This window comes from Alteriqipengyuania sp. (assembly GCF_964222115.1).
GTDB lineage: Bacteria > Pseudomonadota > Alphaproteobacteria > Sphingomonadales > Sphingomonadaceae > Alteriqipengyuania.
On record NZ_CAXQBM010000013.1, the window covers coordinates 1 to 11,128 of the forward strand.

15 protein-coding genes are annotated in these 11,128 nt (G+C 63.8%); 3 read left to right on the top strand and 12 right to left on the bottom strand.

From position 1 onward, the window contains the following. On the bottom strand, positions 1–350 hold a 350-nt coding region (locus ACEQXE_RS01895; protein WP_370177197.1), incomplete at its 3' end, for a UvrD-helicase domain-containing protein. 132 nt (positions 351–482) lie between these two features. On the opposite strand from ACEQXE_RS01895, the gene ACEQXE_RS01900 reads away from it, so the two are divergent. Together ACEQXE_RS01900 and ACEQXE_RS01905 are read left to right on the top strand one after the other, a co-directional pair. Then, positions 483–980 (top strand): hypothetical protein, encoded by a 498-nt coding sequence (locus ACEQXE_RS01900; protein WP_370030116.1) that lies wholly within the window; start codon positions 483–485, stop codon positions 978–980. A gap of 79 nt (positions 981–1,059) precedes the next feature. Beyond that, positions 1,060–1,359, top strand: coding sequence for a hypothetical protein (locus ACEQXE_RS01905; protein WP_370177198.1), 300 nt, complete (start codon positions 1,060–1,062; stop codon positions 1,357–1,359). A gap of 58 nt (positions 1,360–1,417) precedes the next feature. Here the strand turns inward: ACEQXE_RS01905 and rsmD are convergent, their stop codons facing one another. Genes rsmD through ACEQXE_RS01920 form a run of 3 tightly spaced genes read right to left on the bottom strand, consistent with a single transcriptional unit; the run spans position 1,418 to position 3,123 of the window. After that, complete coding sequence (gene rsmD / locus ACEQXE_RS01910; RefSeq protein ID WP_370177199.1) at positions 1,418–1,960, bottom strand: 16S rRNA (guanine(966)-N(2))-methyltransferase RsmD; 543 nt, start codon at positions 1,958–1,960, stop codon at positions 1,418–1,420. After that, positions 1,960–2,718: a pseudouridine synthase gene (locus ACEQXE_RS01915; RefSeq protein ID WP_370177200.1), complete on the bottom strand. Its 759-nt coding sequence runs from the start codon at positions 2,716–2,718 to the stop codon at positions 1,960–1,962. Before ACEQXE_RS01915 ends, rsmD begins: the two co-directional genes overlap by 1 nt. Before the next feature lie 48 nt (positions 2,719–2,766). After that, complete coding sequence (locus tag ACEQXE_RS01920) at positions 2,767–3,123, bottom strand: hypothetical protein (protein WP_370177201.1); 357 nt, start codon at positions 3,121–3,123, stop codon at positions 2,767–2,769. Between the two features lie 99 nt (positions 3,124–3,222). Between ACEQXE_RS01920 and ACEQXE_RS01925 the strand changes: the two genes are divergently transcribed. Then, positions 3,223–5,001, top strand: a complete 1,779-nt coding sequence (locus ACEQXE_RS01925; protein ID WP_370177202.1) for an MFS transporter — start codon at positions 3,223–3,225, stop codon at positions 4,999–5,001. Here ACEQXE_RS01925 and ACEQXE_RS01930 read toward each other — a convergent pair whose 3' ends face one another. The 8 genes from ACEQXE_RS01930 to trpB all read right to left on the bottom strand — a co-directional run. Continuing rightward, entirely contained in the window at positions 5,002–6,303 is a 1,302-nt protein-coding gene (locus ACEQXE_RS01930) for a folylpolyglutamate synthase/dihydrofolate synthase family protein (protein WP_370177210.1), read from the bottom strand. Between the two features lie 344 nt (positions 6,304–6,647). Beyond that, complete coding sequence (accD, locus tag ACEQXE_RS01935; protein WP_370177203.1) at positions 6,648–7,496, bottom strand: acetyl-CoA carboxylase, carboxyltransferase subunit beta; 849 nt, start codon at positions 7,494–7,496, stop codon at positions 6,648–6,650. Continuing rightward, entirely contained in the window at positions 7,493–8,293 is an 801-nt protein-coding gene (gene trpA / locus ACEQXE_RS01940; RefSeq protein WP_370177204.1) for a tryptophan synthase subunit alpha, read from the bottom strand. The genes accD and trpA overlap by 4 nt, the downstream gene beginning before the upstream one ends. A gap of 161 nt (positions 8,294–8,454) precedes the next feature. Then, positions 8,455–8,988 (bottom strand): hypothetical protein, encoded by a 534-nt coding sequence (locus ACEQXE_RS01945; RefSeq protein ID WP_370177205.1) that lies wholly within the window; start codon positions 8,986–8,988, stop codon positions 8,455–8,457. Between the two features lie 75 nt (positions 8,989–9,063). Continuing rightward, positions 9,064–9,249 (bottom strand): hypothetical protein, encoded by a 186-nt coding sequence (locus tag ACEQXE_RS01950; protein ID WP_370177206.1) that lies wholly within the window; start codon positions 9,247–9,249, stop codon positions 9,064–9,066. 99 nt (positions 9,250–9,348) lie between these two features. Then, positions 9,349–9,738 carry an endonuclease domain-containing protein gene (locus ACEQXE_RS01955; protein WP_370177207.1) on the bottom strand — a complete coding sequence of 130 codons (390 nt, stop codon included), beginning with the start codon at positions 9,736–9,738 and terminating at the stop codon, positions 9,349–9,351. 66 nt (positions 9,739–9,804) lie between these two features. Beyond that, positions 9,805–10,011, bottom strand: a complete 207-nt coding sequence (locus ACEQXE_RS01960) for a hypothetical protein (protein WP_370177208.1) — start codon at positions 10,009–10,011, stop codon at positions 9,805–9,807. Continuing rightward, positions 10,008–11,128 (bottom strand): tryptophan synthase subunit beta (trpB, locus tag ACEQXE_RS01965; protein WP_370177209.1); only part of this gene is annotated, 1,121 nt, incomplete at its 5' end. The genes trpB and ACEQXE_RS01960, both read right to left, overlap by 4 nt.

Sequence of the window (11,128 nt, forward strand, 5' to 3'; positions counted from 1 at the left end):
TCGGCATGGCGACGCAGCATCTTCGCACCGATCGCGTGGAAGGTACCGAGCCAGGGCATCCCCTCCACCGCATCGCCGATATGCCGATTGACCCGTTCGCGCATTTCGCGTGCGGCCTTGTTGGTAAAGGTGACGCACAGGATTTCGCTTGGCCAAGCGAGCCGCATCGCCACCAGGTGCGCAAGGCGCGCGGTAAGGGCCGAAGTCTTCCCGGTGCCCGCACCCGCCAGCATCAGGACGGGCCCTTCCGTCGTCAGCACGGCTTCGCGCTGCGGCATGTTCAGGCGCGCGGCATAGGGCGGAACGTCCGCTTCTCCGGCGGCGGCGGCGAGGGGATAGGCGCTATTCATGGTGATTTTCGAACAAGTAGGGAACGCGCTGAAACGAGGCAAGGGAGGGTGGAGGCGCATCCCCATCGCGGAACCGCGCATGGAACGTGCCGTTGATTGTCCAAGGACGAGGAACCAAAGGAGTTTTTAGTCATGAAGAAGTTTATTCTCGCTGCCACAGCCGCGTGTGGCCTCGCCATCGCTGCCGCCCCCGCCACCGCCCAGATGGATGGATCGGTGCAGATGACCGCGGCCCAGAAGACGGCTTATGATGGCTGGTCGGCAGAAAACCGGGCGACCTACGATGCATGGCCAATGGATGCGAAAACCTACTATTGGACGCTGACCGACAGCCAGAAGAAGATCTGGTGGAACAACCTCGATAACGAACAGCGTGTGAAGATTGTGATGATGACGCCTGCGGATCGTACCGCCGCGTGGACCTCGATCAACACGCAGCTCGGCAACACTACGCCGACCACCCGCACGCTGACCACGGAGACCATGACCATGACACCTACGGGTCTGTCGCGCATGACGTTCAGGTCCGCTGGACAGGTGCAGGCGATCGATACCAGCCCCGCTCCTGCAGAGCTGCCGATCTGCACGCCGGAACAGCAGGATAACTGCATCAATCGCGGTGCACGCTAAGCGTGGATTTAGGTGAGTATTCGGAGTTGCAGTATCCCTCCCGGACGCTGCAACTCCACATCCGATACAGGAGTTTGGTATGCGTAGTTTGATCCTGACGAATATCGCTGTGGTCGGCGCTTTGGCAGCAGCTCCCGCACTGGCCCAGACCGCACCGGGAACGACAATTACCTTCCAGCGGGGCGAAGTCGTGCAGGCGACGCCTGAAGATGCAGGGCCGCCAACGGGAGACATGCCGATCTGCAAGCCCAAGCAGGAAGACAACTGCATCAACAGCTGGGAAGCCAACAAGACCGGCAACCGCCCGATCAATTACTGGCCGGGACGCCCTGCCAGCGAAATCGACGAGCCGCTGCCGCTGGACGATCCGAACGGGTAAGATAGCGAAATCTACGGTTGTTAGGACGGGCGCTGGCCAATCGGCTGGCGCCCTTTTTTCATGCGAGCCGCAAGAGCAGCAATTTCGCCTTGCCGACCTTGCGTTCGGCATCGACCTGCATGTTGCGCAGCTCGACATTTTCCTTCGCATTGACTTCCAGCGACACCCAGGTCGCTGGGCCAATCCAGCCAAGGCGCACCAGCTTTTCGATTGCGACGGCCCCCGCACCGGTATCGTAAGGCGGGTCCAGCAGGACGAGATCGTGCGGTGCCTTCGCGGGCCCGAGCCGCAGTACCGATGCCTGCTGCACCACGCAGCGCGACCCTGCATCGAGCTTCGCGATATTACTGCGGATTGTGTCGACAGCGCGCTTGTCTTCCTCGACGAACAGGCACGACCCCGCGCCACGAGACAGCGCCTCCAACCCCAGGGCGCCCGACCCGGCAAACAGGTCCGCCACGCTGAGGCCGTCGAATTCCCCCAGCCGGCTGGCGAGCATGTTGAACAGGGTCTCCCGTGTGCGGTCGGCCGTGGGCCGGGTGGTATCGCCCGCCGGTGCGGCAATAGTCCTGCCGCGCCACTCGCCTGCGATGATCCGCATCAGCCGCGCGCCTTCTTCACGCTCGAGCGAAACTTGCCGATCTCGTGCTTCTGGATCTCGACAGCCTGCCCTCGTGGAAGATCGCCCAGCGCTACCGGCCCGAAGGCCGTGCGGACCAGCCGGTTCACCTTGAGGCCAAGATGCTCAAGCACGCGGCGCACTTCGCGGTTCTTGCCTTCGGTGATCGTCAGTTCGATCCACTGGTTGGCGCCCGTGCGCCGTTCCAGATTGGCGTCGATCCGTCCGTAGTGCACGCCATCGATGGTGATCCCTTCGATCAGCGCTTCGAGCTGGCCCTGCGTCACCTCGCCATGCGCGCGGGCACGGTAGGTGCGCTCGACCGCATTGGCGGGCAGTTCCAGCAGGCGTTTGAAGCCACCATCATTGGTCAGCAGCAGCAGGCCCTCCGTGTTGAAGTCCAGCCGCCCGATCGGCATCACGCGCGGCGCACTCCTGGGAAGCGCATTGCGCAGCGCGTCATAGATCGTCGGGCGTCCCGCAGGATCGCGCTCTGCCACGATCAGCCCGGTCGGCTTGTGGAAGGCGAACAGGCGGGTCGGTTCAGGCTTGGCGACAGGCTTGCCGTCCACCGTGACACCGCGCAGATGTTCGAGCAGGGTAGCAGGCGTTTCGACAACCTTCCCGTCGATCGCCACGCGCCGGTCTGCAATCATCCGCTCGACCTCGCGACGGCTGGCGACGCCCGCACGAGCAAGCAGCTTGGCGATCCGATCGCCGCTTCGTTCCTGTTCTGTCATGCGCGCCCGCTTAGCGATGCAGGGCCACGGCGCCAAACGCTTTAGGGCTCAGGCGGTCGCCCGATGGAAATGCGGATGAGGTTTGCGGCGCAAGTCCATGTCTTCATCGCTGTCGAACGGACGCCAGACCTGATTGTGCTTGATCATGGGCGAGCCGCACCGCGCGCACGAGGTCCGATGGTCCAGCCCGTCATGCCAGACCTTCTTCCGCTCGATCTTGTGGCCGAGCAGACTGCACTGCAATTCGCTCAACATGGCTTCCCTCCATGTGGCCAGACTCATGATCCGGCTTTCAGCGACCCAACTGCCGTATGCCATAATTTGAGCACTTTCCGTAGCGGAAAAGCGGCTGGTTCTTCGCTTCTCAATGGAAGCGCTTGCTTTTGCAGCAAAGATTTTTTGCACCGCACAAAAATCTGGCCGGATGGCGCAATGCCGATCAGGGCTATGCTTCAACGGCAGAGACGGGCTAGGAAGTGCGTGCGAGATTGAGGAGGGTAGCCAGTGGCCGACGCGAAGACCGAGACCAAGAAACCGGGGCTGATGACCGTGCTCCGATCGCTCGGACAGGCCAAGACCGGGTACATGCTGCTGTTCGGTTTTGCCGCGGGCCTGCCTTACGCGCTGGTGTTGGGTACGCTTTATGCGTGGCTTTCGGATAGTGGCGAGATCGACCTCGAAACAATGGGCGTCTTTTCGCTGATCGGCCTCGCCTACGCGTTCAAGTTCCTGTGGTCACCGGCGCTGGACCGGGTTGATATCCCGGGCCTGCGCAAGCTCGGCAAGCGCAAGCAGTGGATCGTCACCGCGCAGGTCGTGATCGGGGCAGCGCTGGTCTCGCTCAGCTTCATCGCGCCCTCGAACGAGACGATCGGCATTTTCAGCCTTCTGGCGGGGCTCGCCGCCTTTGCCAGCGCGACGCAGGATGTGGTGATCGATGCCTGGCGTGTCGACGTGGCGGACGAGATCGCAACGATCGATATCCTCTCTACCGTATACCAGATGGGCTATCGCGTGGCCGCGCTGGTCGGCGGCGCGCTGGCGCTGTTCATGGCAGAGCGGACCGACTGGCCGACCGTCTACCTCTCGATGGGCGCGATCATGCTGGTGGTCGGCATCGCCGGGCTCTGGGCACCCGATGCCGAGGTCGGCGCGACCCTGACGCGCGATGACGAGGATCGCACCGATCCGCATGGCCTGCGCGTGACGGGGCAGATCGTGCCGCGCGTGCGCGCTTACGCGCTGGGCGCAGTCGGTGTCCTGTGGGGCTGGGCGCTGATCACCGTGGGCGTCTTCATGGTCCGCTCGCTCACCAGCAACCCGGAGGCGCGGCCGGACTCGGTGGCCTTCATCAGCACCATGGGCCCGCTGATCGTGGTCGCGACGGTGGTGATCCCCGCGCTGATCGCGGCGTGGCTGGTACGCGTGCAGCGCGGCGGCCAGCACGTTATCCCGGCCACGTTCGACGGGTCCGAGCCGACCACGCAGACCGGCAAGTCCCTGTCGCCCTATGCGGCGACCAGCACTGGCGACCGGATTATGGACCACCTCTATCGCGCGCTGATCCTGCCGCTGACCGATCTGGTCGGGCGGCTGGGCTGGGCGATCATCATCGTGCTGGCGCTGGTGCTGACCTATCGTATTACCGACGCGATCTGGGGCAGTTTTGCCTACCCGTTCTACCTGGGTGAGCTGGAATACACGAAGGACGAGGTGGCGGTTGCCTCCAAGTTCTTCGGTGTCGGTGCGTTGGTGTTGGGGCTGGCAGTGGGCGGCTATATGCTCAGCGTGATCGGACGCATGTTGACCCTGACACTGGGCGCGTTCCTCGCTGCGATTACCAACCTGCTTTATGCGGATCTCGCGATTGGCGGCACGCGTGTGCAGGCCTTCAGCGACACTGTGGGCTTCACGCGGCTGGTCTCTGCGATGGGCGGGGACGATCGGCTGGCAACGCTGATGATGGCGATCGCGGGCGAGAACATCGCGGTCGGCATCGCCGGCGCGGCCTTTGTCGCCGACCTCTCCAGCATCGTGGCCAAGGGCTACAGCGCGGTACAATATGCGCTGCTCTCTTCGCTCACGCTGTTGGTCGGTACGCTGGGGCGCGGCGCGCTGGGTCAGATGATCGAGGAGCAGGGCTATTTCCACGTCTTCATCCTGACCACGCTGATCGGCATGTTCGCGGTGGTGCTGTGCATCGTCGAGTGGGTGCGCCAGTCGCGCAGCGGGCAGGCGCAGAACGCTCCGCCGCCCGATCCCGATGCGGTTGCTGCCGAATAGTCAGTCCGGTACTTCGTCGTTGAGCCGAAGGGCCTCGCCCGCGAGGTAGAGCGACCCCGCGATGAGGACCGGGTAATCGTCCGAAGGGAGGCCTAGCAGCGCCTCTTCCAGATTGGCAGCGGCGCGCGCATCGGGGCCGAAGGCTTGCGCCGGATGGCTCTCGTGCCCCGGCACAGGCACCACGGTAAGGCTGCGGACGCGGTCCCCGAGCGAGGCGGTGATGGCCGCCGGGTCCTTGTTCGCCAGCATGCCGAGGACGAGGTGGAGCGGCTGATCCGCGAAGTGCTGAGAGAGTGCTTCGCCAGCGCTCGGGTTATGTCCGCCATCGAGCCATATGTTTTGACCGGCCAATGCAGTCAGGGGGCCGTCGCAGAGACGTTGGAGGCGGGCAGGCCATGAGGTGTTTTGCGCACCCGCAATCATCGCCGCTTCTGATACGCAAACCTTATCTTGCTGCCGCAACATCGTGATCGCGAGGCCCAGGTTAAGCGACTGGTGCGCGCCCCCCAGCCCGTAACCCAGAGGTATTTCTCGCTCGTAGCTGGGCATGAAAACGGCGTTTCCGTCATAGGTGTAGAAATCGAGGAATTCCTCATACAGCGGCGCACCGACTGCTTTTGCAACTGTCTGGATCGCTGCCTGTGCCTCAGCAGGATAGCGATCCCCCAGCGTCACCAGCGGCACGCCCGGCTTGGCGATCCCTGCCTTCTCGAATGCGATGCGGGCCATCGGATCGGTGGGCACGCCATCCTCGGGCGCGAGCAGGAACCGCTCATGGTCCAAGCCAAGCGCCGCGATTCCGCATGCGGCGAGCACATGCGGCGGCAGCACGTTGGTTGCATCGAAGCGCCCGCCGAGACCGACTTCGACCACGCAGGCATCCGCCGGGATGCGCGCGAACGCGAGGAAGCTCGCCGCGATGGTGACTTCGAAGAAGCTCGGTCCCAAGTCCTCGCCCACATCGAGCACCTCTTCCAGCAGCGCAGCCAGTGCGAAGTCCTCGATCAGATCGCCCGCAAGCCTGATCCGCTCGTTGTAGCGCACGAGATGCGGGCTGGTCGCGACATGGACCCGCTTGCCATCCGCCTCCAGCATGGCGCGCAGGAAGGCGCAGGTCGAACCCTTGCCGTTGGTCCCCGCGACATGGAAGGTCGGAGGCAACCGGTCCTGCGGGTCGCCCAGCCGCGCCAGCATTTCGCGGATCGTCTCCAGCCCAAGCCGACCATCGGGCACCGAGAGAGCGCCCAGCCGGTCGAGCTGGGCCTGCACCGCAGGATTATCGGAGCGGGCGAAGTCTTTCAATCTCGCGGCGTCCACCACGCCCATGCGACCAGACTCATTCCAATCAAGAAGCCACCAATCCCAAGCCATCCGGCAAGGAAGGGAAGATCGGCTGCACAATAACCAAAGCAGGACCTGTTCGGTTGGTAGGGTGACTCGACCCCGAACATATCGGCGAAATGGTTCCAATCGCGCATTACGGCGGCTGTCATACTATTTTGGTGATGGCGGACTGCCACACACCCGCGACCGCTGAGAGCACGAACAGCAGCAGGGCAGCCGCAAGTCTCCGGTCGCGCTTCGCCTTCATCGGTCTCCTACCTCCCCACCCCTCGATCCCCTCCCTTGGAGGGGAGGTTGTTGGTTCACGCCGCAGCCTTGCCGCGCATGTAGCGCAGCATCAGCGCGAGCTCTGCCTTGAGGTCGTGCCGCCGCACCACGCGATCCACCATGCCATGCTCGTGCAGGTATTCGGCGCGCTGGAAGCCTTCGGGCAGCTGCTCGCGGATCGTCTCCTGGATCACGCGCTGGCCTGCAAAGCCGATCAGCGCGCCCGGCTCTGCCACGTGGACATCGCCGAGCATCGCGTAGCTGGCGGTGACGCCACCGGTCGTCGGGTCGGTCAGCAGCACGATGTAGGGCAGGCCTTCCTGCTTCAGCTTGCGAACCATCACGGTCGCCTTGGGCATCTGCATCAGGCTGAGGATGCCTTCCTGCATGCGTGCGCCGCCCGCTGCCGTGGCGACGATATAGCCGCAGCGCCGCCGCAGTGCCTCCTCGGCCCCGTCGCAGAACGCCTGGCCCACCGCCATGCCCATCGACCCGCCCATGAAGTGGAAATCCTGCACGCCCAGCACAGCGGGCTGGTGGTCGATTGCGCCGCTCGCTACGGTGAATGCATCATGGTGCGGATTGGCCGCGCGCGCCTGCTTCAGCCGGTCGGTAGAGCGCTTGGAGTCGCGGAACCTGAGCGGGTCTTCCTTCACCTCGGGCTGCGGCAGGATGGAGTAGCCATCGTCCATCAGCATCGCGATCCGCGTGTCGGCACCGATCCGTCCGTGGTGATCGCAACGCGGGCAGACATGCAGATTTTCCGCATAATCGCTCGCGAAGATCATCTCCCCGCAATTCTTGCACTTGATCCACAGCGTTTCGTCGGTGGAGCGCTTGGCGACGAAGGGCAGCGAATTGCGGACACGGTTGAACCAGCTCATGCGGCTGCTCTTTCGGCCTCATGCACGGCCTTGGCAAGCCTTGCGGTGAGATCGCGCAAGCGGTCGGGCGCGTCCGCACCGTGTTCGCCCACCAGTTCGACCAGGGCGGAGCCGACCACGACGCCATCGGCCACCCGCGCGATGGCACCCGCCTGTTCGGGCGTGCGCACGCCAAAGCCGACCGCCACGGGCAGGCTTGTCGCAGCCTTCAGGCGCTTCACCGCCGCTTCGATACTGTCCTGCGCCGCGCTCTGTTTGCCGGTGATCCCTGCGACAGAGACGTAGTAGAGGAAGCCTTCGGACCCTTCGATGACGGTCGGCAGGCGGAAATCGTCAGTGGTCGGCGTCGCCAGCCGGATCGGCGCGATGCCCTGTTCGCGCAGCGTCGGGCCAAGCGCGGAGTCCTCTTCGGGCGGGATGTCGACGCAGATCACGCCGTCGACGCCCGCGCCCGCGACTTCCTTCGCGAACCATTCCGGCCCGCGCCGCACCATCGGGTTGGCGTAACCCATCAGCACCAGCGGAACTTGCGGATGCCGGTCGCGAAACTCGTTGGCGATCATCAGCACGTCTTGCGTTGTGGTGCCCGCCTTCAGCGCGCGGATGTTCGCCGCCTGGATCGCGGGCCCGTCCGCCATCGGATCGGTGAAGGGCATGCCCAGCTCGATCACGTCCGCCCCGCCTTCGACCAGCGCATCGAGATTGGCAGCGGTATCGCCATCGCCCGCGGTGACGAAGCACACGAGCGCGGGGTGCGATTTGGCGAAAGCTGAAGCGATTCGGTTCGCGGTGTTCACCTTGGGTCCTTCGGGGCTGAACGCTGACACACCTGACACAGTGTCTTGGTGCCAAAAAACAGGCTCGCGATGCGCATGGCAAAGAACGGCAGGGACGGGAAGGGTGCTGAGCGGCTCATCCGGCGATTATGCCAGCGAGGAGGGGGTGTAGGACAGGCCCCTCAGTTCGCTCCAGTCTCTTGCTTGGGTGCATAGCGGGCGATGGCATCTCTATGGATCAAGGAGCCAGCGACGAAAGCTGCCTTGATAACGCAAAGCGCCACGAGCCCTGCCATCAGAACGTAGATCGGCGTCAAGACCCACGATGACACCGATAAGTAGCACTCATGATAGAGAGCGCCGCCAGGTTCGTCACAAGAATCCCGGGTGAACAAGCCAGTGCCCACGAGGATCCAGAATGAACCGAGAGCCGCCAGGATCGCAACGAACGCGGGATAGCGAAAAAGGCACTCCATCATGCGAACTGACCGCGGACACGGGCCGATCAAGTCCCAGAAATGCCAGAACAGCACTAAGGACATCAGCAGGACGTAGATCATCAGGCTCTCGCCCAGGGCCCCAGCTGAGCCGTAGTCATTGTTGTGCTGAGGGAGAGCGAAAAACCAAGTGGCCGCCGCACACAAAGCCGTCACCAGACAGACCAGAAGTGCGCTGCAAAGCAGGTTCAGCAGCTTCTGTCTAAAGCTCGTGCTCATGGAAGCTGAATACCATCCTCGTGTAGCCGCTCCAATGCTGTGACCCGTGCGCGCTCTGGAGATCACGTCGATGGGTTATCCAGCAGGCTTCCATAAACCGGCCCCGATACCAATAACTGCCGCGATGCCCGCCGCCCACGGGACCAGCGCCGGAGCGGCGATTTCCTGCCCGGTCGCCACGAACCCGAGCGCGGAAAGGATGAACCCGATCGGCAGGCCGATCATGAAGAACACGAGGGTGCGGATGGGTGAGAAGGTCATATTGTTATTCCCGGTTCGGCGGCGGTCATCGCCACCCTGTCACGCTGAAGAACGCGGGGTCCCGGATCAAGTCCGGGGTGACGGTCTGATCACGCACCGTCAGGCCCCCTCACCTTCAGGGGAGGGGGTTGGGGGAGGGGCATGGCGCAGCGCCTCCACGATCTCGCCCAGCCGTTGCAGAACGCCGTCTATGTTTTCGATCACCTCCGCATTGCTGAGACGAACCACGCGGTAGCCTTGCGCTTCCAGACTTCGGGTGCGCTGCGCATCGTACCCTGCGCTATTCGCATGCGTATCGCCATCCAGTTCGATGACGAGCCTCGGGTCGTTTGATGCAAAATCCGCGATGTATTGCCCGATGACCTTCTGCCGCCGGAACTTGATGCCGTGGAAGCGCCCTGCGCGCAGTTCGAGCCATAACCGCGTCTCAGGCTCGGTCAGGGCCTTGCGCATCTCGCGGGCGCGGCGTGTCAGTTTTGCGTCGCGCAAGGCCCTCTCCCAACCCTCTCCCCGAGCGGGGAGAGGGCTTTCGGGACAATCCCACGGCACGCCAAGTCATTTCGATGCCCAATAGAGCCAAACACCGAATGATGTTACTATAGCCAAAACTAATCCGCTGAGCGTGATGTCGATCCAGCCACCATCGATAATCATCGGAAGGCCTGGCTCGCCTGCAAGCCATAAGATCGCAGCCTGCGCAGAAAGCCAAAGGGCGATAAACAAGACGAACGCTCGCACCGCTTTTTGCAAGGAAATAGTCAAATCGCCACCCCCAGCTTCTCGGCGACCGTGAAGATATCCTTGTCCCCGCGCCCGCACAGGTTGGCGAGGATGATCGCGTCCTTGTCCATCTCCTTCGCGCGTTTCGCCACCGCTGCGATGGCGTGCGAAGGCTCCAGCGCGGGGATGATTCCCTCGGTCCGGCACAGCAGCTGGAAGGCGTCGAGCGCCTCGTCGTCGGTCACGGCGGTATATTCGACGCGGCCCGTATCCTTCAGCCACGCATGCTCGGGGCCGATGCCGGGGTAGTCTAGGCCCGCGCTAATGGAGTGCCCTTCCACCATCTGGCCGTCCTCGTCCTGCAGCAGGAAGGTCTTGTTGCCGTGGAGGATGCCGGGCGCGCCGCCGGTGAGGCTGGCGGCGTGCTGGTCTCCATCGAGGCCGAGCCCCGCCGCTTCGACGCCGAGCATCTTTACGTCCGCATCATCCAGGAAGGGGTGGAACAGGCCGAGCGCGTTCGAGCCGCCGCCGATGCACGCGACCAGCAGGTCGGGCAGGCGGCCCGCGCGCTTGTGCATCTGCGCGCGTGCTTCGGTGCCGATCACGCTCTGGAAGTCGCGGACCATCGCGGGGTAGGGGTGCGGGCCAGCGGCGGTGCCGATGATGTAGAACGTGTCGTCCACGTTCGCGACCCAGTCACGCAGCGCCTCGTTCATCGCATCTTTCAGCGTGCCGCGCCCGCTGGTGACGGGCACGATCTCCGCGCCGAGCAGCTTCATACGGAAGACGTTGGGCGATTGCCGCCGCACATCCTCGGCGCCCATGTACACGACGCAAGGCAGGCCGAAGCGCGCGCATACCGTGGCGGTGGCGACGCCGTGCTGGCCCGCGCCGGTCTCTGCAATGATGCGCGTCTTGCCCATGCGGATCGCGAGCAGGATCTGCCCGATGCAATTGTTGATCTTGTGCGCGCCGGTGTGATTCAATTCGTAGCGCTTGAACCAGACCTGCGCTCCGCCGAGCGCTTCGGTCAGCCGCTCCGCGAAATAGAGCGGGCTGGGCCGCCCGACATAGTGTTCGAGCAAGTCCTGAAACTGCGCATCGAACGCGGGATCGGCCTGCGCCGCGCGATATTCGCGCTCCAGATCGAGCACCAGCG

Coding starts and splice junctions, on each gene's coding strand:
- ACEQXE_RS01900 (WP_370030116.1), top strand. CDS start 483: ATGAAGAAGTTTATTCTCGCTGCCACAGCCGCGTGTGGCCTCGCCATC.
- ACEQXE_RS01905 (WP_370177198.1), top strand. CDS start 1,060: ATGCGTAGTTTGATCCTGACGAATATCGCTGTGGTCGGCGCTTTGGCA.
- rsmD (WP_370177199.1), bottom strand. CDS start 1,960: ATGCGGATCATCGCAGGCGAGTGGCGCGGCAGGACTATTGCCGCACCG.
- ACEQXE_RS01915 (WP_370177200.1), bottom strand. CDS start 2,718: ATGACAGAACAGGAACGAAGCGGCGATCGGATCGCCAAGCTGCTTGCT.
- accD (WP_370177203.1), bottom strand. CDS start 7,496: ATGAGCTGGTTCAACCGTGTCCGCAATTCGCTGCCCTTCGTCGCCAAG.
- ACEQXE_RS01945 (WP_370177205.1), bottom strand. CDS start 8,988: ATGAGCACGAGCTTTAGACAGAAGCTGCTGAACCTGCTTTGCAGCGCA.
- ACEQXE_RS01950 (WP_370177206.1), bottom strand. CDS start 9,249: ATGACCTTCTCACCCATCCGCACCCTCGTGTTCTTCATGATCGGCCTG.